The sequence below is a fragment of the Kitasatospora sp. NBC_00458 genome, from assembly GCF_036013975.1.
Taxonomy (GTDB): domain Bacteria; phylum Actinomycetota; class Actinomycetes; order Streptomycetales; family Streptomycetaceae; genus Kitasatospora.
Genome location: NZ_CP107904.1, coordinates 252,658 through 277,651 on the forward strand (window position 1 = coordinate 252,658; position 24,994 = coordinate 277,651).

Annotated in this window: 19 protein-coding genes; 14 read left to right on the forward strand and 5 right to left on the reverse strand. The window is 72.5% G+C overall.

Going from position 1 to position 24,994, the window contains the following annotated elements:
- Positions 1–76: 76 nt before the first annotated feature.
- Together OG550_RS01145 and OG550_RS01150 are read right to left on the reverse strand one after the other, a co-directional pair.
- On the reverse strand, positions 77–5,641 hold the full coding sequence (locus OG550_RS01145) for a non-ribosomal peptide synthetase/MFS transporter (protein WP_327673510.1): 5,565 nt from the start codon (positions 5,639–5,641) through the stop codon (positions 77–79).
- Positions 5,638–10,899: a non-ribosomal peptide synthetase gene (locus OG550_RS01150; RefSeq protein ID WP_327673512.1), complete on the reverse strand. Its 5,262-nt coding sequence runs from the start codon at positions 10,897–10,899 to the stop codon at positions 5,638–5,640. Before OG550_RS01150 ends, OG550_RS01145 begins: the two co-directional genes overlap by 4 nt.
- Positions 10,900–11,539: 640 nt before the next feature.
- On the opposite strand from OG550_RS01150, the gene OG550_RS01155 reads away from it, so the two are divergent.
- Positions 11,540–11,977, forward strand: coding sequence for a YchJ family protein (locus OG550_RS01155; protein ID WP_327673514.1), 438 nt, complete (start codon positions 11,540–11,542; stop codon positions 11,975–11,977).
- A 102-nt stretch (positions 11,978–12,079) separates the two neighbouring features.
- Here OG550_RS01155 and OG550_RS01160 read toward each other — a convergent pair whose 3' ends face one another.
- Positions 12,080–13,021: a polysaccharide deacetylase family protein gene (locus OG550_RS01160; protein ID WP_327673516.1), complete on the reverse strand. Its 942-nt coding sequence runs from the start codon at positions 13,019–13,021 to the stop codon at positions 12,080–12,082.
- Between the two features lie 815 nt (positions 13,022–13,836).
- Between OG550_RS01160 and OG550_RS01165 the strand changes: the two genes are divergently transcribed.
- From OG550_RS01165 to OG550_RS01180, 4 genes are all read left to right on the forward strand, one after another.
- Positions 13,837–14,148, forward strand: a complete 312-nt coding sequence (locus OG550_RS01165) for a hypothetical protein (protein WP_327673518.1) — start codon at positions 13,837–13,839, stop codon at positions 14,146–14,148.
- A 1-nt stretch (position 14,149) separates the two neighbouring features.
- Positions 14,150–14,542, forward strand: coding sequence for a DUF6879 family protein (locus tag OG550_RS01170; protein ID WP_327673520.1), 393 nt, complete (start codon positions 14,150–14,152; stop codon positions 14,540–14,542).
- 111 nt (positions 14,543–14,653) lie between these two features.
- A complete protein-coding gene (locus tag OG550_RS01175) occupies positions 14,654–15,496 on the forward strand; it encodes a protein kinase domain-containing protein (RefSeq protein ID WP_327673522.1) in 843 nt (280 codons plus the stop codon).
- Positions 15,493–15,978, forward strand: a complete 486-nt coding sequence (locus tag OG550_RS01180; RefSeq protein WP_327673524.1) for a GNAT family N-acetyltransferase — start codon at positions 15,493–15,495, stop codon at positions 15,976–15,978. Before OG550_RS01175 ends, OG550_RS01180 begins: the two co-directional genes overlap by 4 nt.
- 193 nt (positions 15,979–16,171) lie before the next feature.
- Here OG550_RS01180 and OG550_RS01185 read toward each other — a convergent pair whose 3' ends face one another.
- On the reverse strand, positions 16,172–16,363 hold the full coding sequence (locus OG550_RS01185; RefSeq protein WP_327673526.1) for a hypothetical protein: 192 nt from the start codon (positions 16,361–16,363) through the stop codon (positions 16,172–16,174).
- A 359-nt stretch (positions 16,364–16,722) separates the two neighbouring features.
- Positions 16,723–17,088: a hypothetical protein gene (locus OG550_RS01190; RefSeq protein WP_327673528.1), complete on the reverse strand. Its 366-nt coding sequence runs from the start codon at positions 17,086–17,088 to the stop codon at positions 16,723–16,725.
- On the opposite strand from OG550_RS01190, the gene OG550_RS01195 reads away from it, so the two are divergent.
- The 9 genes from OG550_RS01195 to OG550_RS01235 all read left to right on the forward strand — a co-directional run bounded on the left by OG550_RS01195 (position 17,087) and on the right by OG550_RS01235 (position 24,771).
- Complete coding sequence (locus tag OG550_RS01195) at positions 17,087–18,670, forward strand: recombinase family protein (protein WP_327673530.1); 1,584 nt, start codon at positions 17,087–17,089, stop codon at positions 18,668–18,670. The genes OG550_RS01190 and OG550_RS01195 overlap by 2 nt on opposite strands.
- A gap of 246 nt (positions 18,671–18,916) precedes the next feature.
- Positions 18,917–19,747, forward strand: coding sequence for an HNH endonuclease (locus OG550_RS01200; protein ID WP_327673532.1), 831 nt, complete (start codon positions 18,917–18,919; stop codon positions 19,745–19,747).
- A gap of 188 nt (positions 19,748–19,935) precedes the next feature.
- Positions 19,936–20,310, forward strand: coding sequence for a helix-turn-helix transcriptional regulator (locus tag OG550_RS01205; protein ID WP_327673534.1), 375 nt, complete (start codon positions 19,936–19,938; stop codon positions 20,308–20,310).
- Between the two features lie 100 nt (positions 20,311–20,410).
- Positions 20,411–21,298: a P22 phage major capsid protein family protein gene (locus OG550_RS01210; protein WP_327673536.1), complete on the forward strand. Its 888-nt coding sequence runs from the start codon at positions 20,411–20,413 to the stop codon at positions 21,296–21,298.
- A gap of 314 nt (positions 21,299–21,612) precedes the next feature.
- Positions 21,613–22,062: a hypothetical protein gene (locus OG550_RS01215; protein ID WP_327673538.1), complete on the forward strand. Its 450-nt coding sequence runs from the start codon at positions 21,613–21,615 to the stop codon at positions 22,060–22,062.
- A gap of 451 nt (positions 22,063–22,513) precedes the next feature.
- The gene (locus OG550_RS01220) at positions 22,514–22,861 is read left to right on the forward strand and encodes a hypothetical protein (RefSeq protein WP_327673540.1); all 348 of its coding nucleotides are present in this window, start codon (positions 22,514–22,516) and stop codon (positions 22,859–22,861) included.
- Positions 22,862–23,107: 246 nt separating this feature from the next.
- Positions 23,108–23,431 carry a hypothetical protein gene (locus OG550_RS01225; RefSeq protein ID WP_442905912.1) on the forward strand — a complete coding sequence of 108 codons (324 nt, stop codon included), beginning with the start codon at positions 23,108–23,110 and terminating at the stop codon, positions 23,429–23,431.
- On the forward strand, positions 23,358–23,885 hold the full coding sequence (locus OG550_RS01230) for a DUF6879 family protein (RefSeq protein WP_327673542.1): 528 nt from the start codon (positions 23,358–23,360) through the stop codon (positions 23,883–23,885). The genes OG550_RS01225 and OG550_RS01230 overlap by 74 nt, the downstream gene beginning before the upstream one ends.
- Positions 23,886–23,922: 37 nt before the next feature.
- On the forward strand, positions 23,923–24,771 hold the full coding sequence (locus tag OG550_RS01235) for a helix-turn-helix domain-containing protein (RefSeq protein WP_327673544.1): 849 nt from the start codon (positions 23,923–23,925) through the stop codon (positions 24,769–24,771).
- Positions 24,772–24,994 lie beyond the last annotated feature (223 nt).

Genomic DNA, 24,994 nt, shown 5'->3' on the forward strand with positions numbered 1-24,994 from the left:
ACAGGACGGGGGGCGCGGGGGCGTCGGTCGTCCGGCGGCCGGCGCCACCGGTCGGACGACCGGTCGACCGGTGCCGCTACCGGCCGGCCGTGGAGGCGGGGACCCGGTCGGCCGGGTCCGCCGGGTCGTCCTCGACCGGCTCGGGCGAGCCGGCCGGGCGCGGCACCCGGGCGCCGGCGGGCTGCCCGGCGCGGCCGCTGCGGGCCGCCTCGGCCAGGGCGAGCCGGCGGTCGGCCTCGGCCTGGATGGCGTCCTTGTCGCCGATCTCGGCGTCCGGCAGCGCGTCCGGGAGGAGGTCCTCCAGGAGCCGCAGCGGCCGGTAGGCCAGGCCCAGCAGGCCCCACACCGTGAGCACCAGGCCGACCACGACGAGGAGCAGTCCGGCGCCGCGGCCCGGTCCGGTGCCGAGGACCAGGCCGACCGAGTCGGCGAGCGCCCCGCCGGGGCGCATCAGCGGCTCGAAGACGTGGTCGGACAGCGGACCCGCGGTGAGGAAGCCGAGCGGCATCATCGACATGGCGAGCATCTGGTTGGTGGCCAGGACGCGGCCCTGGAGCTCCATCCCCACCTTGGTCTGGATCAGTGCCATCCAGTGCGAGTTCAGGATCATCATGGCGGCCCAGAGGACGAACAGTCCGCAGGCGGTGAGGGCGGCCTCGGGACGGCTGCCGGTCAGGACGGCGGCGACGCCGACCACCGAGGTGAAGCCGATCATGCCGAAGGTCCGCCGCCGCGTGCCGCCCCACAGGGCCATCACCAGGGCGCCGGTCATCGCGCCGAGGCCGCCGAGCGCGGTGATCACGCCGAGCTGCACGGCCGAACCGCTCGCCAGCACCATCGGGGTGATCAGCACGGTGGCGACGGCGAACAGGTAGTTGAACACCACGAAGAAGACCACCATGGCGACCAGGCTGTGCCGGCGCACGATGTACCGCCAGCCGGTGACCACCTCGCGGAGCAGCGGCTCCTCCTGCCGGTCGAACATCGCGTCCGGGAAGCGGACCAGCAGCAGGCAGGTGACGCCGGTGAGGAAGGTCGCCATGTCGAACAGCACGACGCCGTGCAGACCGATCAGCGAGACCAGCACGCCGCCGGCCAGGACGGCCATCATGTCGCCCGCGCCGGTGCCGAGCTGGGCGAGGCCGTTGGCCTGCCCCAGGTACCGTTTGGGCACCAGCTGGGTGATCGCGGCCAGGTAGGCCGGGCGTTGGAAGGCCGAGCAGACGGCCGCCACGCAGGCCACCACGTAGATGTGCCAGACCTGGAGGAGGTCGGCCCAGAGCAGCGCGCCGAGGCCGAGCATGGCGGCGGCGGCCACCGTGTCGGTGACGATCATGATCCGGCGGCGGTCGACCCGGTCGGCGAGCGCCCCGGCGATCGGGAGCAGCAGGACCGCGGGCAGCACCGCGACCACCGAGATCATCGCGAAGTCGAAGGCGGAACCGGTCTGCTGGTAGACCCAGACCCCGAGGGCGAAGGTGGAGAGGCTGGTGCCGATCATCGAGACGAACTGGCCGATCGCCACCTTGCCGAAGGTGGCCAGCTCCGCGCGGGCGGCCGGGCGCTTGGCGTCCGCCTGGCCGGCGACCGTGCCGGTGGCGGCGAACCCGACCAGCACCCGGGCGAGTTCCTCGGCCTGGTGCTTCAGGAAGTAGTGCCCGGCGCGCGGGATGACGGCGAGGTCGACGGTGCCGCCGAAGTGCTCCCACTCGGCGTACCGCTCCTGGTAGAGCAGGGTGGCGCGGTCCTTCTCGCCGACGACGCAGAGGATCGGCGCCGCGATCGGGGCCGGGCGGGCGTCGCCGTAGGCGCGGGTGTAGAAGTCCTCGGCCTGCCGGACGTCGTGGCGCAGCGCCCGGACCAGGAAGTCCTGTTCGGCCTGGTCGTAGACGTCGGTGAAGCCGCCCATGGCGCGCAGGTAGTCGAGGTAGGAGCGGTTGGAGAGCATTCGGTCGCCGGGGAGCCTGCGGGCCATCCACTCGGCGAACCGGCCGGGCAGCCGTGCGGCGGGGAAGGTGCCGCCGAGGGCGACGCCGCGCAGGTCGGCGCCGGCCGCCTCCAGGCGGGAGCCGAGCGCGGTGGCGAGCGCGCCGCCGAGGCAGTGGCCGTAGAGCAGCACCGGCCCGTCGATCAGCTCGCGGATCTGCGCGGTCAGGGTGTCGGCCAGCGCGTCGAGTTCGGCGAGTTCGTCGTCGGGGCGGCTCGGGTCGTGGCCGGGCAGCTCGACGGCGTAGAGCCGGTGGTCGTCGGGCAGGGCGTCGGCGAGCGGCTGGAAGGTGATCGGGCTGCCGCCGCCGTACGGGACGCACACGACGTTGACCGCCGCGGGCCGGTTCCCGCGGGTGAGCTTGTGGACCAGGGTGCGCGGGCCCTCGTCGGCGGTGCCGCCGGCCCGGGCGTCGAGCAGTGCGGCGAGTTCGCGGACGGTGGGGTGCTGGAACAGGTCGATGACCGAGAGGCCGCGGCCGATCAGCCGGACGGCGTGCACGGCGGAGAAGGAGTCGCCGCCGAGGGCGAAGAAGTCGTCGGCGGCGCCGATCTCCTCGGCGGCCAGCACCTGTCGGTAGGCGGCGGCCACCGCGTGCTCGGTCTCGGTGGCGGGTGCGCCGCCGCCCGCCGAGACGGGCTGGGCGGCGACCGGCTCGGGCAGGGCGGCCCGGTCGACCTTGCCGTTGGCGTTCAGCGGCAGGGCGTCCAGGACGACCAGCACGGCGGGCACCATGTAGTCGGGCAGCCGGGTGCGCAGCGCGGCGCGCAGCGCGCCCGGGTCGGGGGCGTCGGCCGGGTCGGCGGGGACGAGGTAGCCCGCCAGGGTGCGGGCGGCGCCCTCGCCGCGGGTGACCACGACGGCCTCCCGCACCTCGGGACGGGCCGTCAGCTCGGCCTCCACCTCGCCGGTCTCGACCCGGAAGCCGCGGATCTTGACCTGGTGGTCGATCCGGCCGAGGAACTCGACGGCCCCGTCGGGGCGACGCCGGACCAGGTCGCCGGTGCGGTAGCAGCGGCGGCCGTTCACCTCGGTGAAGCGTTCGGCGGTGAGGTCGTCGCGGCCGAGGTAGCCGCGGGCCACGCCGGCGCCGGAGACGTACAGCTCGCCCGGGACTCCGACCGGGACGGGGCGGCGGCGGGAGTCCAGGACGTGCGCGCCGACGTTGCCGAAGGGGCGGCCGAGCGGGGCGGTGGCGGCGTCGCCGAGGTCGGCGGGGACGGGCGCGCCGAGCATCGAGACGGTCGTCTCGGTGGGCCCGTAGTGGTTGTGCAGCGCGAGGTCCGGCCGGGCGGACCGGATCCGGGTGACCAGGTCGGGCCGCAGGGCCTCGCCGGCGCAGATCAGCAGGCGGGCGGGCAGGATCGCGCCGAGGCCCGCGCCGTGCGCGGCGAGGCCCTCCAGGTGGCTGGGGACGAGCTTCATGGCGTCGATCCGGTGCTCGGCCGCGTAGGCGGCGAACGCCTCAGGGTCGGTCGCCTGGTCGCGGGTGAGCAGGTGCAGGCAGCCGCCGCCGGTGAGCGCGCCGAACACGTTGGTGGTGCCGAGGTCGGCGGCGAAGGTGGAGACCAGTGCCCAGTTCCAGCCCTGCTGGTCGCCGCCGATCCGCTCGCGCAGGCCGTGCAGGTAGTTGCGGTAGTTGCGGTGCTCGACGGCGACGCCCTTGGGCGCCCCGGTGGAGCCGGAGGTGAAGACCAGGTAGCAGAGGTGCTCGGGCCGGACGTCCACCTCGGGCGCGTCGGCGGTCGCCGAACCGTCCGGCACCACCGCCGGGATCCCGGGGGCGAGCCGCCCGCGCAGGTCCTCGGTGGTGACGACGGCGGCGGCCCCGGCGGCGGCGAGCAGCCCGTGGATGCGCTCGTCCGGGTAGACCGGGTCGAGCGGCAGGTAGGCGCCGCCGGCCTTGAGGATGCCGAGCATGCCGACCGCCAGGGCTGCGGAGCGCTCGACCAGCAGCCCGACCGGGCGGTCCGGACCGACGCCGAGCGCCCGCAGCCGGTGGGCCAGGGCGTTGGCCCGCTGGTCGAGCTCGGTGTAGCTGAGCACGCCGTCGGCGCCGCGGACGGCGGGCGCGTCCGGGGTGCGGCGGGCCTGCTCCTCGACCAGGCCGTGCAGGGTGCCGCCGAGGTCCCAGCCGCGCAGCGTGTCGTCCCACTCCGCGAGCTGCCGCTGTTCGGACGGGGTGAGCAGCGGCAGCTCGGCGACCGGCCGGTCGGGGGCCTCGGCCATCGCGTCGAGGACGGTGGTGAGGTGGCCGAGGAAGCGGCGGACGGTCGGCTCGTCGTACAGCTCGGTGCGCCAGACCAGGTCGGCGGCCAGGTCGCCGCCGGTGTCGACGACGGCCACCGACAGGTCGAACTTGGCGGCGTCGGTGTCGATCGGCCGCCAGCCGACGGTGTGCCCGGGCAGTCGCGGCCGGGCCTCGGCCTGGTTGTGGACGTTGAGGAGGACCTGGAAGAGCGGGGTGTGGGCGAGCTCGCGCTCCAGGCCGAGCGCGTCGATCAGCCGCTCGAACGGGAGGTCCTGGTGGCCGTACGCGCCGAGGGCGGACTCCCGTACGCGCTCCAGCAGTCCGCGCACGGTCGGGTCGCCGGAGAGGTCGGTGCGCATCGCCAGCGTGTTGACGAAGCAGCCGACCAGCGGCTCGGTCTCGCTGCGGGTGCGCCCGGCCACCGGGGTGCCGACGGTGACGTCCTCGCTGCCGGTGTAGCGGCCGAGGACGGTCTGCAGGGCCGCGAGCAGCACCATGTAGACGGTGGTGCCGGTCTGTTCGGCGAGCGTCCGGATCCGGCGGGTGCGCTCGGCGCCCAGCCCGGCCGTGAACCGGGCGCCGGAGGTGCCGGCCACGGCCGGCCGGGGGCGGTCGGTGGGCACGGTGACGGTGGCGGTGGCGCCGCGCAGGCGCTCCTGCCACCAGGTCTGCTGCCGGTCGAGCTCGGCGGCGAGCTCGGTCTGCTGCCAGTGCGCGACGTCGGCGTACTGGACGGCCAGCGGCGGGAACCCGGGCGCGCGGCCCTCGCGCCGGGCCGCGTAGGCGGTCGCGAGGTCGCCGAACAGGACCCCGATCGACCAGCCGTCCGCGGCGATGTGGTGCAGCACCAGGCTGAGCACGGAGCCGTCGCCGGTGCGCAGCAGGGCGGCGCGCAGGGGCAGCTCGGCGGCGAGGTCGAAGGGGCGGTGGGCCTCGGTCTCCAGCCAGGCGTCGACCCGGTCGGCGGGGACGTCGGCGGTGGTGAGGGCGAGGCGGTCGGCGGGCAGCGGCTCCGGGCGGACCTCGCCGTCGACGGTCGGGTAGACGGTGCGGAGCACCTCGTGCCGTTCGAGGACGTCGCGGAGGGCCGCGCCGACCACGGCCGGGTCGGGCTCGCCGTCGATGTGCAGGGCGAGCGGGATGTGGTAGGCGGCGCTGTCGGGCTCGTACTGGGCGAGGAACCACATCCGGCGCTGGGCCGAGGAGAGCGGCGCGGGGGTGCCGTCGGGGCGCGGGGCGATGGCGTACCGCTCGGCGGTGGCGCCGGTGGTGCCGCCGGCGGCGCCGGCCTCGGCGTTGGCCCTGGCGTTGGCCTTGGCCTTGGCGAGGCGGCGGCGGAGCAGCTCCTGCCGTCTGGCCTCCGGGTCCGGCGCGGCGGTCCCGGTGGTGGGCTGGTCGGTCATGCGGTCTCCCCCGTCCGGGCGCCGGTGGTGACGGCGGCCGTGGCGTCGTGCGGGCTCCCGGAGGCGCCGGGGTCACCGGGGCCGTCGGGGTCGGTCGGGTTTCCCGGATCGCCGGGGTCGCCCGGGTGCGCGAGGTCGCCCGGGTCGTCGAGGTCGCCGATCTCGGCGAGCATCCGGTCCTCGATGCGGCGGGCCAGCGCGGCCAGGGTGCGGGCCTCGAAGATCGTGCGCAGCGGCAGCTCGGTCTCGAAGGTGTCGCGGACCCTGGTGAGCAGCCGGGTGGCGAGCAGCGAGTGCCCGCCGACGGTGAAGAAGTCGTCGTGCCGGCCGACCCGTTCGATGCCGAGGACCTCCTGCCAGAGGTCGGCGAGGAGTTCCTCGCAGTCGCCCTCGGGCGGGGCGCCGACGCCGCCGAGCTGCGGTGCGGGCAGCGCGGCCCGGTCGACCTTGCCGCTGGGGGTCAGCGGGAGCGCGTCGAGCAGGACGAGGGAGGCGGGCACCATGTAGTCGGGCAGCCGCTCGGCGAGCGCGGTGCGCAGCGCGTCCTCGGTGAGGCGCTCCGCGGCGGGCGCGGTCGTGGCGGATGCGGTGGCGGGCGGGGTGCCGGGGACGGCGTACCCGGTGAGGACCGGGCCGGCCGGGGTCACGACGAGCCGGACCGCCGCGGCGGCCACCCCGGGGACCGCGGCCAGCGCGGCCTCGACCTCGCCGAGCTCGATGCGGAAGCCGCGGAGCTTGACCTGGGCGTCGGCCCGGCCGTGGTACTCCAGCCGCCCGTCGGCGCGGCGGCAGGCGAGGTCGCCGGTGCGGTACATCAGCGCGCCGTCGGGGCCGCCGGGTTCGGCGGTGAACCGTTCGGCGGTGAGGTCCGGGCGGCCGTGGTAGCCGAGGGCGACGCCCGCGCCCGCGATGCAGAGCTCGCCGACGCCGTTGACCGGGACGGGCCGCCCGGCGGAGTCGAGCAGGTGCAGCCGGGTGTTGGCGATGGGCGCACCGAGCGCCACCACACCTCCGTGGGCGGCGAGTTCGGGGGTGACCCGCTGCACGGTGGACCAGACGGTGGTCTCGGTCGGCCCGTACAGGTTCCACAGCGCGCCGACGCGCGGGAGCAGCGCCTCGGCGAGGTCGGCGGTGAGCGCCTCCCCTCCGCACAGGGCGGTCAGGCCGGGGCCGCCGGACCAGCCGGCCTCCAGCAGCATCCGCCAGGTGGCGGGGGTGGCCTGGAGGTGGGTGACACCGCGGTCCGTCAGCCAGCGGGCCAGCGCGTGGCCGTCGGTGGCGGTGGTCCGGTCGGCGATCTCCACCCGGGCGCCGGTGACCAGCGGCAGCCAGAGTTCCAGGCCGGCGATGTCGAAGGTGACGGTGGTGACGGCGGCCATCACGTCCTGCCCGGTGAGGCCGGGTTCGCGGCCCATCGAGGTGAGGAAGTTGACGATCGCGCGGTGCGGGACGGCGACGCCCTTGGGGCGGCCGGTGGAGCCGGAGGTGTACAGCAGGTAGGCGCGGTCCTCCGGACCGACGGTGACGGCGGGCGCCCCGGTGGGGGCGGCGGCGTGCTCGGGGCCGTCCACCAGGACGGTCTCACGGCCGTCCAGCAGCGGGTCGCCGGCCGTCGCGGTCTCCGCGACCAGCAGGGTGACGCCGGCGTCGTCGAGGACGCCGCGGTTGCGGACGAGCGGCTGGTCGACGTCGAGCGGCAGGTACGCGGCCCCGCTGCGCAGCACGCCGAGCAGGGCGGCGGGCAGCAGCCGGCCGCGCCGGACGGCGACCCCGACCAGGCTCCCCGGACCGGCCCCGCGGGCGACCAGCAGGTGGGCCAACCGGTCGGCGGCGTCGTCGAGTCCGGCGTAGTCGAGGACGCCGTCGGCGGCGGAGACGGCGACCGCCTCCGGGGTACGGGCCGCCTGGGCCGCGACCAGCTCGTGCAGCCGGGCGTCGGGGATCGGCGCCGCGGTGCGGCCGACCGGCCCCTCGGCGGCGAGCCCGGCAGGTTCGGCGGGTCCGGAGAGACCGGAGAGGCCGGAGTGTTCGGCGAGTTCGGCGAGTTCGGCCGCGGAGAGCATGGCGAGCTCACCGAGCGGGCGGTCGGGCTCGGCGACGGCGGCGGTGAGCAGCGCGACCAGGTGGTCCAGCACGGCCTGGACGGACCGCTCCTCGTAGCGCGAGGTGCGGTACTCGGCGGAGAGCAGCGGGCCGTCGGCGGGGAACTCCAGGAAGACCGAGAGGTCGGTCTTGGCGGTGCCGTTGCACACCTCGGCGGTGAACCGCAGGCTGAGGCCGGGCAGTTCGACGGCGGCCACCGGGTGGTTCTGCACGGCGAGCAGCACCTGGGAGATCGGCGAGGCGGTGAGCCCGCCCGAGCCGCCGAAGCGGCGGGCGTGGTCCACGAACGGGTGGCCGCTGTGCTCGGCCGCGTCCAGGACGACCGAGCGGACCCGGGAGACCAGGTCGCGGAAGGTGTCGGTGCCGGCCGCGTCGAAGCGCAGTGCCACGGTGTTGATCAGCGAGCCGAGGACCTGCTCCAGCTCGGGGACGGGCCGGACGGCGAAGGGGCTGAGCACCGCGAAGTCGGTGCGGCCGGTGTAGCGGTGCAGGACCCCGCCGAGCGCGGCGAGCACGGCCATGTAGAGGCTGGCGCCCTCCTGGGCGGCCCAGCGCTCGGTGGACCGGATCAGCTCGGCGTCGAGCCGGCGGGCGATCCGGCGGCCCGCGATGTCCTGCGGGTTGGGGTGGGAGCGGTCGCCGGGCAGGTGCTGCTCGGCGTCCAGCCCGCGCAGCCGCTCGCTCCAGCGCCGGGCCGCCTCCTGGCCGGCCGCCACCGCGCGGTCCTCCCAGCGGGCGACGTCGGAGAGCTGGAGGGCGGGTTCGGGCAGTTCACCGTCCTGGTGGGCGCGGGCGATCTCGGCGAGCAGCAGCCCCGCGGCCCAGCCGTCGATCGCGGCGTGGTGGACGGTGAACAGCAGCTCGTGCCGGTCCTCGCCGGTCCGCACCGCGAGGACGCGCAGCAGCCTGCCGCCGGACAGGTCGAGCGGCCGGGCGGCCTCGGCGCGCAGCGCGGCGTCGAGGGTCCGCTCGTCGGCGCCGGTGAGGTCGAGCAGCGGGACGTCGACGGGGTAGGGCGCGACGACCTCCGCGCTGACCTCGCCCTCGTCCCCGCGCGGGTTCTCGATGCCGCGCAGCGCGGTACGCAGCACCTCGTGCCGGCGGACCACCTCGGTCACGGCGCGGCCGAGGGCCTCACGGTCGAGGACGCCGTCGGCGCGGACGAGCAGCGGCACGTTGTAGAGGGGGCTGCCGGCCTGGATCGACTCGTGCAGCCGGAGCTCGCGCTGGAAGCTGGTGGCGCGGGCGGGCAGTCCGGCCCCGCGCTCGGGGGGTGCGACGGAGCGGCGTCCGCCGCCGCCGTTGGCGACGCGGACGGCCAGTGCGGCGACCGTCGGCGCGGCGAAGAACTCGGCGAGCGGCACCCGGGTGCCGAACTCGCGCTCGATCCGGGCCAGGAGTCCGGCGGCGAGCAGCGAGTGCCCGCCGAGGTCGAGGAAGACGTCGTGCACGCCGACCTCGGGGACGCCGAGCAGGCCCTGCCAGAGCGCGGCGATGCGGGTCTCGACCGGGGTGCGGGGGGCGACGAACAGCTCGTGTCCGGCCCGGCTGCGGGCGACCGGGGGCAGCGCCTTGCGGTCGGTCTTGCCGTTGGGGGTGAGCGGCAGGCCCTCCAGGACGGCGACGGCCAGCGGCACCATGTAGCCGGGCAGGGCGGCGGCGCAGTGGGCGCGCAGCTCGGCGGGCGACGGTTCGGCGGTGCCGGGCGCGGGCTGGACGAAGGCCGCCAGGTAGTCGCCCGCCTCGTCGCGCTGGACGACGGCGGCGGCCGCCTCCACGGCGGGGTGCGTGGCGAGCACCGCCTCGATCTCGCCGAGCTCGACCCGGAAGCCGCGGACCTTCACCTGGTGGTCGACGCGGCCGTGGTACTCAAGGTCGCCGTCGGGCAGCCGGCGGACGAGGTCCCCGGTGCGGTAGCAGCGCACGCCGTCGACGGTGACGAACCGCTCCTCGGTGAGGTCGGGGCGGCCGTGGTAGCCGCGGGCCAGGCCCTCGCCGGAGAGGTACAGCTCCCCGATGCCGCCGTCCGGCACGGCTATCCGCTGCTCGTCGAGGACGTGGCAGGCGGTCCCGTCCAGCGGGCGGCCGATGAGCGGCTCGCCGCTCTCGTGGCGGCCGACCAGCGACCAGGTGGAGTAGACGGTGTCCTCGGTGGGGCCGTAGAGGTTGTAGAGCCGCTCCACCTTGGGCTGGGCGTACACCTTGTCCGCCAGGCCGCGCGGCAGGGCCTCGCCCGCCAGGTTGACCACCCGGACGCCGTCCGGCAGGCCCCCGCCGCCGGGGAGGCCGTCGCCGCGCAGCAGGGCCGCCATGGCGCTGGGCACCGTGTTGATCAGGGTCACCTCGTCGCGGGCCGGCAGCTCGGGCAGCGCGAGGACGTTCTCCGCCACCACGACGGCGCCGCCGACGGCGAGCGGGAGGAACAGCTCGTACACCGAGATGTCGAAGCAGACGGAGGTGCTGAACAGCACGCCGGCGAGGTCGGCCGGGGTGTAGGTCCGTGCGGCCCAGCGGAGCATGGCGTTGACGCCGCGCCGGGGGACCTCGACGCCCTTGGGGCGGCCGGTGGAGCCGGAGGTGTAGAGGACGTAGGCGAGCCCGTCGGGGTCGTCCGGGGCCGGGGAGGCGGGCGCGGCGGGGGCGTCGGAGGCGTCGAAGGCGGAGGCGGATAAGGCGCCCTGCGCGGCCGTGACGGGCGTACCCGTGGCCGTGCCCGTACCCGTGGCGCCCGTGGCGGCCGTGGCATCGCCGTCGACGTACAGGAGAGCGGCACCGGCGCCGGCCAGCAGGTGCTCGTGGGCACGGTCCGTCACCACCACGGGGGCCTGGGCGTCGCCGACGACCAGTTCGAGGCGGTCGCGCGGGTAGGCCGGGTCGAGCGGTACGTACGCGCCGCCGGCCCGCTGGACCGCCAGCAGGGTGACCACGAGGTTCGCCGTCCGTGGCAGACAGACCCCGACCAGGGTCTCCGCCCGGACTCCGGAGTCGGACAGGCGGGCCGCCACCGCATCGACGGCTTCGTGCAGTTCACGGTACGTCAGCCGGTTCCCGCCGTCGATCACGGCGATGGCTTCGGGGGTACGCCGGGCCTGAGCGGTGAACAGCTCGGCCGGCGATGCTGCCGGGTCCAGCGGAGGATGTCCCGTCGAACTCATCAACTCTCCTGAGGGTGTTGCTGCTCCGACTTGTGGTCGGCGAGAAACGGTCGGTGTGCCCTCGGAGATGGTGGGGTAAAGATCTTCTGATGACCAGCACATTTCCGTCACTCGTTCGATATGCCGGAAAGATCACCCCACTCACCCCCGTCGCCGGCACGCAGACGTGAGGGTTCGCCGGTGTTTTCGCACTGATTGTCAGGACCCTTGGCATCGGCGCCCGTTGACGCTACGTTCTTCGCCAACGGGCTTCCGGGAAAAGACCGACGCCGTTCGCCGGAGACGCAAGACCCCTTCCGGCCATCTCGTTGTCAGAGACCTGTCACGCAAGAGGCCGTGCGACCCCGCGCGGGACGGGGCGGCAGCGGCGGGCGCGACAGCCACCAAGCGAGCAACGGTGACCGTGAGTGACGAGCGCGGCGGCCGCCCCGACGGTGGCCGCACCGGTGGCGCACGTCCGACCGGCCGGTCGGGCACACGGGCGCACGGGCGCACGGCGCACAACAGGCCGCGCGGCCGCGCGCGGCCGCGCACCCGGGCGGGCACCCCGTACGCGGCCCCGGCGCTCGGCCCCGGCTCTCGGCCCCGTTGTGCGGCAGGGTGGGCGGGAGCCACCCGGACAGGGGCCAGAATGTACGCCATGTCCCGACGACGCCCCGCGCCCCGCGCCGCCGCGCCCGCGCCCCGCCTGCTCCCCTCCTCCCCCTGCCCGTGCGGCCTGCCCGCGACGTACGGCGAGTGCTGCGGCCGCCTGCACCGCGGCCAGGCCGCGGCGACCACCGCCGAGGCCCTGATGCGCTCGCGGTTCAGCGCCTTCGCCGCCCGCGACGAGGCCTACCTGCTGCGCACCTGGCACCCCGACACCCGGCCGGACACGGTGGACTTCGACCCCGGGCTGCGCTGGGTCCGCCTGGAGGTGCTCTCCGGCTCCGAGGGCGGAGCGTTCCACACCGAGGGCACGGTGGCCTTCCGCGCGCACTACACCGAGGGCCGGGAGGAGGGCGTCCTCACCGAGCACAGCCGCTTCGTCCGGTACGAGGGCGCCTGGGTGTACCTCGACGCCCTCTCGCTCGACTGAGCGACCGGCGGGCGGCCGGTCCGGGCCCCGGCCGACGGGGCGGGCCCGCCGGGCGGACCGCCGGACTGACCGCCGCGTCGGCCGGGGCCCACCGCGCGGCCGCTACAGGTAGTCGTCCAGCCGGGCCAGCGCGAAGCCCTGCGCGGTGACCTCCTCGACGACCTTGCGGAGCAGGTCCGTCATGGTGCCCGGCCAGAGGTCGGTGCCCCGGAAGTGGGTGAGGATGATGTCGCCCGAGTGGAGGCGCTGGTCGAGCTGGCGGTACTCCATCCGGTCCGGGAAGGCCTCCTCGTTCCAGAGCGGCACCGCCTCGATGCCGCAGGAGGCGGCGGCCCGCAGGGTGTCCTCGTTGTACTCGCCGTACGGGGGCCGGAAGAGCCTGGGGCGGGCGCCGATCTGCTGCTCCAGCTGGTCCTGCTGGTTGCAGATCTCCTCCCGCTGGGTCTCGTAGCCGAGGACCTTGAGGTTGCGGTGGTTGATCGTGTGGTTGTTCACCGCGTCGCCCTGGGCCGCGAGCCGGCGGAAGTAGCCGTAGTCGGAGCGGGCGAGGTAGTCGGCGACGAAGGTGGAGAGCGGGATCCCGAGCTCGGCGGCCATCCGGCTGAACTCCGGGTCCTTCTCCGCGCCGTCGTCGACCGTGAGGAAGACGATCCTCTCGTCGGTGGGCACCCGGTAGACCACCGGCGGCAGTCCGGCGGCGAGCTTCACCCCCGAGGCGGCCCGCAGCTCCGGCCGGCCCGCCGGCCGCGGCGGCACCGGCAGCGGCGGGCGCTCCAGCCCCCACCGGTGGGCGGTCTCCAGTGCGGTCCGGACGGCCTCGGCCTTGCGCGCCACCGCCTCGCTGCTGGTCTCCTCCTCGGCGCGGGCGGGCCCGGGCAGCGACAGCGGCACGGCGGGCGGACGCGGCGCACCCTTCTCGGCGGGCGCCCCGCCCGCGAGCGCCCCGCCGCCGGCAGCCGCGCCCGCCCCGGCCCGCGCGGGCTCCGGCGCCGCCGAACCCCCGGCCGGCCTGCCGCAGCCCGCGACCGCGGCGGCCAGGCACACGGCCGCGACCAGCCCGGCCCGACCCCGGTGATGCCCCCTCAGAAACCCGCTAATACGACAATCTGATGGTCTGTCCATGGACCCACTGCTCCCCCGCCACGCCGACCCCCCAATCCCCCCGTCACCCGACCGGCGCAGCGGCGGCACCGCCCACGGCCCGTCCAGACCGGCCCCCCTGGGACGCCCGAGCCGCCCCGGCCGACAACGCACGCGGCGAACAGCCGGACCTCTGCGACGGCTGCCGCCAGGGGCCCGAGGCGATCTGCTCGCTCTGCAACCGGGTCCGCCCTTGCGCCAGCCGCGGCGAGCAAGGCCAGCCGATCTGCGCCACCCACTACCAGCGTCACCGCACCGGCGAGCCGTGCGCCCGCTGCGGCACCGTCCAGCCAGTGATCGCACGGGACGACGACGGCGCAGGCCTTTGCGGACCCTGCGCCGGCTTCGCAGCCGACTACACGTGAAGGAGAGCCCGAACACCAGGCCCCTCGCCCGGCTCGCGGCCGAAGGTCAGACCCTGAGCCACAAGCCGCTGAACGAGCTCCCGCCCAGCCGGACACCAGAGCCCACTCCCGCGGCCCCCACCCCGGCCGTGCACTGCCGCCCCGCCGGCCCACGGCACCAAACCCCACCCCGCCACTCTTCACAACCGCTGCCTGCGGCCCCAGGCCTGTCGAGCAGCAGGAAGAAGGGAATTCTCCCCTTATCCAGACGGCTGCTTGCGCCCTCACCGGACTCCCGGCCACTGAGCTGGTAGTTCGCCAGAATCGGAATCGCCTGACAGGCCAACCGTGCACGCGCCAGTATGAGCCCATCGATTGGGCAACTACGCGGAACCGGAATCACGGGGGAGCATCGTGCAACCTCTACAGTTCATCGGGATCATCTCCAACACGCCAGAGGTTGACTCGCCGACGATTTGGCGCGACCCGGAGAGCGGCACCCTGATCATCCAGTCCTACAAGGCCAGTGAAGTGGACTTGAGTCGCTGCAAGGACGTCGGTTCGATCCCCGGGCACTCGGCTGACGTGCCTGACCATGAGACCGTGATCCGCCTCCCCAAAGAAATGATCAAATCCATCGTGGACCTCGCCGCACGGCTGGCCACTCACGAGGAAGTGAAGGAGTAGCGTGGCCAACCCGATCGCCACAGCCATGGCAGAGGCCAACTTCTCTGCCGTGCACCTGGAGATGCGCGACATCTACGCGCCGAACGACCCGCAGTTCGAGCGCTATCGGGAGGGTCTTCGCTACAGCCCGGACGACCGTCCGGAATGGTTCCAGAACTGGACCGAATTCGCCGGAGAGGTGATCGACCGTGGCGTCGCCATGCGTCGAGCTCGGATCGTCTCCGAACCGGTCACGGAGTACATCCGCTACGAACACCATGTGACATTCCTGAACGTGGCTATCGGCGAGCAGGTGCGCCGGCTTCCGCGCCGCTTGGCGGCAGACATCGCTCTGCCCGGAACCGACCTGTGGATTCTCGTTCCTCCCCGTTCGGACCGGCGTCCGACCGCTTGACCCGAAATTCCTGGAGGCCACGCCCGACCTCGCCACGGCACTGTCCGTGGCAGTCGATGACGGTCGGGACGTCTTCGAGCACATCCCATGCGAGTGGAGGGCAGTAGGAGAATGGGCGAGTTCAATTCCGATGCCGCAGAGGCGCTGAAGGCCGCAGAGGCGGTCTGCGGACCCCTGGAGCTGAAGGAGATCAGCAATCGGCGCGGCTCGGCGGTATGGAAGGCCACCGGTCCCCGAGGAGTGGCGAGCATCAAGCTCGGTACCGGCGAGGCCGCCGAGGTCACCGCCCGCGAAGCCTCCGTGCTGGACCGGCTCCCCGGCTACACCGTGACCGTCAGCCGCTTCGCCGACGGCGTCTGGTACGTCACCCCATGGCTGGCCGGGCCGTCCACCTGGGACGTGTTCCGGCTCGTACGCAGGAGTGACGAAGGCAAGGGCGAAGCCCTCGCCGCTGCGGTCGAACTGTGCCGCGCCGTGGCCGAGCTGCACAACGCCGGGTGGGTACACGGGGACCTCCAGCCCCAGCACGGCATCCACACCGAAGAGGGTGTCCGGCTCCTGGACTTCGCCTGGTCCCGCCGGGTCGACATCACTCCCTGTCCGACCTTCGACGGCACGATGATTCACCTCACCGCCCCCGAGCTGGCCGCCCGTATCATCACCGGCCCTCAGCCCGTCATCACCACACAGACGGCCGACGTCTACGCCCTCGCCGGCACCCTGTGGACCTGCGTCACCGGTAGCTGGCCGCTGGACTACGAGGCCGGCGGACTCCGCAAGGACGCCACAGTGGAGGCGAAACGCAAGGCCATCGCCGGGAAGGCCGTCCCGATGTCCACCACGATGCCCTGGCCCGCCCTCCAGGCCCGGCTTCGCTACGTCCTGCTGGCCGACCCCGACGACCGGCCGACCGCGCCCGAGCTGGCCAAGCTCATTGAAGCGGTGGGCGCGTGATCGAGCTGAGGAAGCTGGCTCCCGACGATGCCGAAGCCCGCTACTACACTCGCGACGCCGCAGCCTCCGCACGGCAGGACCCCCGGACGCCGTACATGCTCGGCCTCGTCGGGGACGGTGACCTCCTCGGTGTAGTCAAGCTCCACCGTGACCGCCCCATCGCCACCATCAGCTACATCCTGCGCGCGGACGCCTGGGGCCGGGGCCACGCCACCGAAGGTGTCCGTAGGATACTCGCCTTGGGCATCGGCCACCTCGGACTGCCGAAGATCCACGCCAGGCACCACCCCGACAACCCCGCCTCCGGCCGCGTCCTCCTCAAGGCCGGGTTCGTCCTCACCGGCGTCAGCGAGTTCATGACCTACGCCTTCCGACCACCCGGGATCGCCGGCCGCGCTCCTCCTCACCTGACGAACAACCGGAGCACCCCGTGGAACCGCCCTTCCGATCACCGCCAGGCCTGCGCGGGAGGACCCCCGTAACGGCTTCGCCTCCATCGACAAGACGCTCGTCACCGAGTGGGCGGGATCACCGGTCCCGGGGTGTACGCAGTACCGAGAACCCTTCCGGTGGATCGCGCGGCGCCTTCGGACGTGCGGTCCTCCCCGTCGGCGGGCCCGAACAAGCCCCGGTCGTCCGATGAGGACGACCGGGGCTGAGACCTACTTGCCCTGCTTACCGCTGACCACGCAGCAGCTCCCACAGGACGGGACCGGTGAGGCCGACGGCCGCGGCCGTCGTCGTCGGCCAGCCAACCTGGCCGTGGAGGACGAGGGCCGTGACCACGCCGTGGGTGTAGACCGTGAGGTCCCGCCAGGTCACGGGCCTATCGGCCCTGGCCAGGGGAACCCGGTTGCGCTGTGCCATGATGGGGCGTTCCTTTCGGTTCTCTCGAATACCGGCACGCGAGGAACGCACGGGTCGCCTCTGCCAGGAGGCGGCCCGCACTCGCACCGGCATCCTAAGACCCGTCAGAGAAGGTCTCAAAATCACCAGGCGTCGAATTGACCGGACATGCATCTGCGCAGGTCAGGCACCACAGAAAACATGGTTTAATTGATTCAGAAAACCATGGCAGGAGTGCACTAAAACCAGATGCGCGGGAGTTATATAACTTCCGCTCCGTCGAATTGATATAAATTACTATTTGACGCCGGTGGATCCTGCTGCTGGGCAATTCCCGCGACCTCCGCTGATCAGCGGAGCAAGGGCAGGGCGCCTGGGCGCTACCGGGCCGCCGCCCAGGCGGCCAGCACGGCGAAGTCCTCCGCCATCAGCCCGCGGGCCGGGTGCACCCGGTGCAGCAGTGCGGGGCCGACGTGGTGGGTTGCCACGTACGCGTGGTCGGCCGGCCCGATGTCGTCGTCCACCCAGGCGAACGGCCGCCCGGCCGCCCAGCTGACGATCGGCCAGGTCTTCGGGCAGGTGTCGTCCGGCCGCCACTCCGCCGGACCGGGCAACCGGAGGTACGGCAGCTCGGGCAGTCCGAGCACCGGTCCGATCCACGTGTTCGCCCCGTCCTGCCAGAGCGACGGGTCGCCCTTGCACCTCCAGGATGCAGGCCCGTGCCGCTGACTGGAGAGTGGAACCATGGCGCGCAAGTCTGCCGGACCGGTGCGATACGTCGACCTGCTTATTAGGAAGTCGCAGGTCGTGAGGGGTACGGCTGCCCGGGACATTCTGTCGTTGAAGGCGCAGGAGGTGCGGGGGCGGGCGTGGGCGAAGGCGGACGGGTACGAGATCCGGAGGATCTTCCGGGAGAACCTTTCGGCCTACAAGAAGGGCGTGGCGCGTCCGGAGTTCGAGGCGGCGGTGCACGCGCTGCTCGAAGGCGATTCGGACTGCCTGTGGGTGTACGACTCGTCCCGGTACTCGCGGCAGGGTGCGGGCGACGTGCTGAAGGTCCTGGACGTGCCGGGCAAGCGGCTGGTGTTCGACCTGGACCGGCTGGACACGGACGTTCCCGCAGACCGCGTCCGCATCGTCGGCAAGGCGGAGGACGCCCGCGAGTACAGCCGTGTCCTGTCGGAGAAGGTCCGGGACACCAAGGCTGCGCAGCGCGAAGAGGGCAAGTGGCTGGCGGGTGCGCCGTACGGGTGCAGGGTCACGAAGAAGCGCAAGCTCAAGCCCGGCAAGTTCTGGGAGGTGATCGTCCGCATCCACGCCGAGGCCGCCGAAGGCTCTTCGAACCGGAGAATCGCGCTGGGGCTGACCGCCGACGGGTACCGGTCCTCGAAGGGCGGGCCGTTCCGGTCGAACACGGTCGGCAAGATCCTGCGCAACCCGGTGTACCTCGGATGGCAGGTCTTCACCGTGAAGGGGCACCACCACCTCTACCTGAACGGCAAGGGGAAGCCGGTGAGGGTGTTCGCCAAGGACGCGCAGACCATCCCGCAGGAGACGTGGGACAAGCACCGTCGGATCGCGGCCGGATTCGAGCGGCGCAAGAACCTGCCGACCGTGGAGGAACAGGCCAAGCCGGTGGAGCGCTCGCCCGCCTCGGGCCTGATGTGGTGCGACGGCGGGGGCCGCGACCCGAGGAAGGGCCACACGGCGACGATCCACGGCCAGTCGTTCCGGTGCGGTCCGCTCAGTCTCGGCATCAAGACCTGCCCCGACCCTGTGTCGGGGATGCGGACCACGGTGGAACGCGTCCTCGGGGAGGAGTGGCACAGGAAGCTGACCACCGCCGACCCGCTGGACCCCGTGATGCTGGCCGTCGCGGAGGGCTGGGTGGCCCTCTCGCAGCCGGAGGAGAGCCAGAAGGAGTCCGAGGCCCGGGGCCGGATCAAGCTGGCGGAGGAGGCCGTGGCCAAGCTCGACCGCCTGAACGCGGGCGGGGCCTACACCGGCCGCGACGGCGAGGAGACGTTCATCAAGCTGCGCCGGGCCGCCGTGGAGGACCTGGAGAGCGCCCGCAGTGACTGGGAGGCGGTGGCCGTGCCGATGGCGGACATCTCGGCGCTGAGAGACCCGGAGCGCTGCCGGGAGCTGTGGGAGTCCGCCGACAGCCACTACCGGGGTCAGCTCCTGCGGCTGGCAATCGAGCGGGTGTACCTGAAGAAGGCCCCCTACTCGGGTGCGCGGTTGAAGGCGGACCGGCTGCACATCGTGTGGAAGACGCCGCGCGGGTGGAAGCAGCCGATGCCGGCGGCCGGAGAGGGAGGCCGTTAACCGGCCCGACTTAATACCTACGGGACCTTCTCCCGTGAGGAGTTGGGGGATCGGCGTTAACCGCCTCCCCTCAATACAGGTGGACAGGTGCGCACACTCGGACGTGCGTGGCGGCTTCGCGGGAGACCCCGGCACAGTGCCGGGGTCTCTCTCATTTGCTCCGGGATTCGTCCGCAGGCGAGAGCGACGGCCGCACCTCTACCTGTTCATGATCACCGCGTTTCGTCGGGGGGAGGAGTGCCGGACATGGAGACCACCACGGCCCGGTGCCGGGTGTGCGGGGTGCGGCCCCGGGCCCGGGACGGCCCGCAGCCGCTCTGTGCGGACGAGCGCTGCCGCAGGGCCTTCGCTCTGGCGCGGGAGTCCCAGCGCGCGGCCCTGAGGGAGCTTGCGGACCCCGCGCTGTGCGGTGAGTGCGGCGAGCCGTCGGGCAGGCGGCCCGCCCGCGCCGGGCAGGCCACCTACTGCGAACGGTGCGCGGCCGACCGCCGGGCCCGCCGCCGTGAGGACGCCCGCCGCGCCGAGCTGCTGGAGCGCACCGCGCACGGGCCACGGGCGTGCCACAACCCCCGCTGTACGGGCACCGTGGACGCGCTGGCCGACCCCCGTAGGCGCTACTGCTCCGACCGGTGCTCGCGCGCCGCCGAGCACGCCCGCCGCAAGGCCCGCCAGGCCGGGAGAGACCCCGGGGAGAAGGCCCGCCCGTGTCGACGCTGCCGCTTCCGCAAGGAGGTGATGCAGTTCCCGGACGGCGTCTGCCAAGTCTGCCAGGACGAGCAGCGCCGCCGCCTGCGGGACCGCCGGGAGTCGATCCGCCGGAAGGTGTCCGAGCGCCACGGCGACCGGTGCGCGTACTGCCCGCCAGCACTGGCCACGCCGGGCGAAGTCCTGGACCACGTAAGGCCGGTGGCGCGCGGCGGGCTCACGGAGATCGCCAATCTCCGCTGGGCCTGCCGGGACTGCAACACCGACAAGGCCGACATGCTCACGACCGAGTGGATCTCACCCCGCGAACGCCTGACCCCACCTCAGATTCGGGGGGATGCCGTGACGTGCGCAAACCCCCCGACCCCCTGACCCCAGGGAGGGGGCCGCACCCCACCCGACACCCACCGAACCCCTTGCCAGCACGGGCCGGACCCCACCCGCACCTCCGACCATGATCACCAGATCCGGGGCGGACGGGACGGCCAGCATGCCGTTTCACCCCCAACCCCCTGGTGATCATGAACCCCGCCACCCGACCGAAAGAAGGACCCCCAACCATGATCCACCCGTTCTCCCTCTCCGCCCGCCGCAAGGCACTGGACCTGTCCGTTGCCGAGGTCGCCGACCGCGTCGGTGTCCACCTGGCCACCGTCTACGCCTGGGAGTCCGAGGACAAGACCCCGACCACCGCGCACTACCTGCGGTGGTGCGCGGCCCTCTCGCTGACCTACCGCGACGTGGTCAACCACGAAGCGTGGGAGGCCAACCCGAACGCCGAGTTCATGTACCTGTCCGCACTGCTCACCCTGCAACGGACGACGGGCGCCCACTTCATGAGCGGTGACGCGCGGCTGTTCCGCGCCCCTGACGGCTACCGGCCGCCGACCGCCGCCGACCTGTTCGACGGGCTTCCCGTACCTTCGGCCGGCTGACCGCACCGACACCCCAACTCCCCAGCCCCGCGCCGCAGATGGCCGGGGCTTCTCCGTTCCCGCCGCATCGGCGGGAACCCCAGGAAAGGCGCTACCCCGTATGACCGGCAACACCTTCGAGATAGACGATGTCGTGGCCGTGGGCCTGGCCCTGATGCGCTCGAACTCCGTCCTGGGCGAGTGCGTGATGCGCGACGCCGAAGCGAGCTTCACCGGCGGCCGGGGCGACTCGGTGCGGGTGCGCACCCCCAAGCGCCGCACCGCCCAGAACTTCAACGGCACCACCGTCTACACCAAGGTGGAGGAGGGCCACGCGCAGGTGAAGCTGACCGACGAGCCCACCGACGCCGCCGCCTTCACCACCAAGGACATGACCCTCAACATCGAGAGCTTCGGCGAGCAGGTCCTCAAGCCCCAGATGGACGCCGTATCCACCTACGTCGAGAAGTCCGCCGCCGCCCTGCTGAACACCGCGAGCAAGGCCGCCACCGCCCGCGTCATCAAGGCGGACGCCAAGCCGGGTGACGCCGGGCACGTCGTGAAGATGCTGACCGCCGCAGCCGCCGACTTCACCCGCCGCGAGATCCCCGCCACGGACCGCTTCCTCGCCATCGGCCCCGACGTGCAGAACGTCCTCCTGGACGTCGAACAGCTCCAGAAGGTCAACGAGGCAGGGGAGCCCCACGCGCTGCGCAACGCGACCATGGGCGACCTGTTCGGCTTCCGCGTGGTCGTCTCGCCTTACCTGGACGGCGCGGTCGCCTTCCACAAGACGGCCTTCGCGCTGGCCGTCCGCGCCCCCAACGAGGTGCAGGGCGGAGCCCGCTCCGTCTCCGCCGCCGACAACTCGTACGCGCTGCGCGTGACCATGGACTTCGACCCGTCCGTGAAGTCCGAGGTGTCCATCGTGGACACCCTGTGCGGCGTGGCCACCATCGACGCCACCCGCGCCATCGCCTTCACGGTCACCCCGCCCGCCAAGGCGTGACCCCAGGCGGGAACCGTCCAGTCGTGGACGGTTCCCGCTCGCTGCCGCCGCGTGGACTTGTCGAAAAAGACATGTTCCAGCGTGCCCAAGGGCGGGCCGCCAGGTGTCAAAACTGACACCTCGCGGCCCGCAGGCGCTCAATGCCCAATTGGACATTGCCCGCCCCGCCCGAGTGGTCCAAACGGGCCGGTTCCAGCCCCCAGCGCAGCCGGGGTCACCAAATGTCCAAACGGACATTTGGTGACCCGCCCCCCTTGCCCCCGCTCGAAGACCGGAGAAACCCACTGTCCGCAGACGACCCGACGCCCGCCGAGGTGATCCCCGGCGGTGTCGCCCACCCCGACACCCCCGTCCAGCGCGACGCCGCGCCGACCCCCGCGACCGAGGCCGCGCCCGAACGCCGGCCGGAGCCCGAACCCGACCCGCGAGACGCCCGAATCGCTGCTCTGGAGGCCGAGTTGGCCCACGTCCGCGAGGAGCACAGCGGCGCATCCGTCGAGGCGGACGAGCTTCGCCACCAGGCCGCCGAGGATGCCCGCCGTGCCGAGGTCGAGCAGATCATCGCCGGGTACTCGCTGCCGCCGTTCGCCGCTGAGGCCGCCCGCGCGGCGGGCCCGTTCGTGGACCTGGACGCGCTGTGCCGCAACCTGGCCGAGGCCGCCGTTCCGCGCCCGCTGTTCGGCAGGGGTGGGCTCGACCCGACCGCCCCCGCCAAGCCCGATCACCAGGCCATCGCCGAGAGGCTGATCCGCCGGGCATGGTGACCACGAGGCCGCCCGGGGCCCCGTGCGTCCGCCTCACAGCCCCGCAGCACCCCAGCAGAGGCGCATGGACCACGGGTGCTCCTGCCGGGCCGCGAGGCGGACGCACAGCGCTTTCGTGAGCCCATCAAGGAAAGCGCCGAGGTTCGCACACCCTCGTAGCCGCGCAGTTCTGTGCGCTTCCCTTGCGAGCAGCCGACGAGTCAAAGTCGAATGGCTTCGCGCTTGCCTGACATGCTCCAAAGTCTCCAACTTCTTTGCATTGCAGCATGGTTGACCAGCTTCGACCGCTGGGGCAGTGCACGTCAGCGCGTGACGCCGGTCACGGAACCCCGGGGGGCGACTCCCCCGTGCGCCTCTTTCTTCTCCGGGGCGTCATAGCAGACCAGCACCGATGCGCATAGGCACACACCAACCCTCATGCGCACAGCGTCACACCCATACACCGAGAGTAGTGAAAGGAGCCTCCCTGAACGAGATCATCACCGACCTACGGGCCGGATTCGCCGCCCTGGAGATCGAGTTGGACCCCCAGGAGGACGCCGCGCTCCGCCTCGCCGAACACCACCTGCGCGACGCCGCGCACTGCGACGAACAGGTCCGCGCGGACGGCCGCCTGATCGCCGGAGGCACCCGCCATGGGGTCATGGTCGCCCATCCCCTGATCGCCGAAGCGCGCCAGCTCCGCGCCGAGGCGGGCCGCCTGATCGCCCGCGTCCGCCTTCCCGCCGATGAGCCCCCCGCGGGCCGCTCCAACGCCGCCCGCAGCCTCGCCGCCTACCGCTGGGGCAACCGCATCTGACCGCCCGAGCACCCCGGCCCCGGCTACCCAACAAGCTGGGTAGCCGGGGCCTTTCGTGCGTTCGGTGTCCTCGGGATTCCAGTGGGCCATCAGGGCTTCTCCGTCGAGGGAACCCTTCGGCTCATCTTGCGCTGAACGGCGTGGGGGATGCGCCTCGTGCCGACTTCGTGCAATTTCGTGCATGCGGGGTTGTGGATCTCACTCGCAGCACCGACGGTGGTGCATGTCCCTGCAACTCCCTAGACGTTGGAGATCGTCGTGGCACTAGATTTCGTGGGCATCGACCCGACCACCGGCGGCGGAGGCTCGCCCACCGTGTGGGTCGAAGACGAGCTTGAGGAGATCATCGTGCAGAGCTTGACGGCCAATGCCGCGCTCTGCGAGAAGATCGCAGGGACTGAGTGGGTTCCCGGCCACGCGATCGGCATTCCCGCTCATGAGTCTGTGATCCGAATCCCGGCACGTATGTTGCCGATCCTGAAGGAGGCTATCGAACGTGTCGAACGTGCCCGACTTCACCACGCTGCTGAAGAGCGCCCAGAAGACTGCCGTACACCTGGAGATGCGTGACGCCTACGCTGTCGGCGACGAGGCCGAGGAAATCGACCACTTCGCCCGAACCGGCGAGATCGAGTTGGACCCCGAGGCGTCGTGGTGGCCCGAGTGGCTGGGCCTCGTCCGCGAGACGATCGGCCGTGGGGTGGTCATGCGGCGGGCCCGGATCGTCTCCGAGCCAGTGACCGACTACATCCGGTGGGAGCACGCGGTCACCCCGATGAACCTCGGTGCTGGCGAACTGGTTCGGTGGTTGCCGAGGAGTCAGGCGTCGGACATCGCGCTGCCAGGCAACGACTTCTGGCTGATCGACGACAAGTTGGTGCTGTTCCACTTCTTCACGGGGTATGGCGACTGGGCCGAACCTGGGTTCGCTTTCTCTGAGGACCCCGCGACGGTTCGTCTCGTCTCTTCCGCGTTCGAAGCCGTTTGGGAGCGCGGCATCCCGCACGACCAGTACAGCGTCTGACCTATCCTTACCCTGCGAGCACCGGACCGCCAGACCTATGCCAACGTCACCGTCATCAAGCGCGCAAGCCGCGCGTCTTGCCCTTGCCAACCGCCTTGTCGACCTCCGCAAGGATGCCGGACTGACGGGTAAGCAGCTGGCGTTCCGGTGCGGGTGGAACCCTTCGAAAGTGTCCCGAATCCAGAGCGCGCGAACCCCGCCGGCCGACTCTGACATTCGGGCGTGGTGCGCGGCCTGCGCGGTTCCCGACCAAGCGGACGACCTGATCGCCACATCGAGAGCGGTCGAATCGATGTATCTGGAGTGGCGGCGGCTCCACCGCACCGGTATGCGCCAGGTGCAGGAGGATTTCTACGCGCTCCACGAGCGTGCGGAGTTGTGCCGGACGTACGTCTCCAACGTCGTTCCTGGTTTCCTCCAGACGCCCGAGTACGCGACTGCCTTGATGCGCTCCATCACGGAGTTCCAAGGAACCCCTGATGACGTTGCCGCCGCTGTTGCCGCGAGGGTGGCGCGGGGGCGGCTTCTACACGAGGGCAGGCACAGGTTTGCGGTGCTGATGGAGGAATGGGTGCTCCGCTCCCAGATCGGTGACGCGGAGACCATGGCCGGGCAGCTCGGCCACCTGCTTGCCGTGATGCCGCTGGCCTCGTTGTCGCTAGGGGTGATCCCGTTCACTGCGCAGCGCGGTATGTGGCCCTTGGAAGCGTTCTACCTGTACGACGATCGGCATGCCATCGTGGAGACGCTGACGGCTGAGGTCAACGTCACTCAACCCCGCGAGATTGCCGACTACGTACGGGCGTTCGGTGAGTTGCAACGCCTCGCCGTCTACGGTGCCCAAGCGCGTGCGCTCATCACGTCCGCGATAGCCGCGCTCGGGTGAATCCCTGCAAGACCGTGCAACACGCTCGCGGCTCGGTCGGCTCGGTCCCTACGGTTCTGACTACGGATCAGAGTTGGAGACAGGAGCCACGGCCAATGTCGCAGACGACGGATCTACAGGAACCGACGGAAGTCGACCGCGTCACCGCGGATTCCGTCCCGGAGCGGGCCAACATCCTGCGGGAGTGGCCGCCCTGCACCTGCGGTAGGGACGTGTGTCCGGA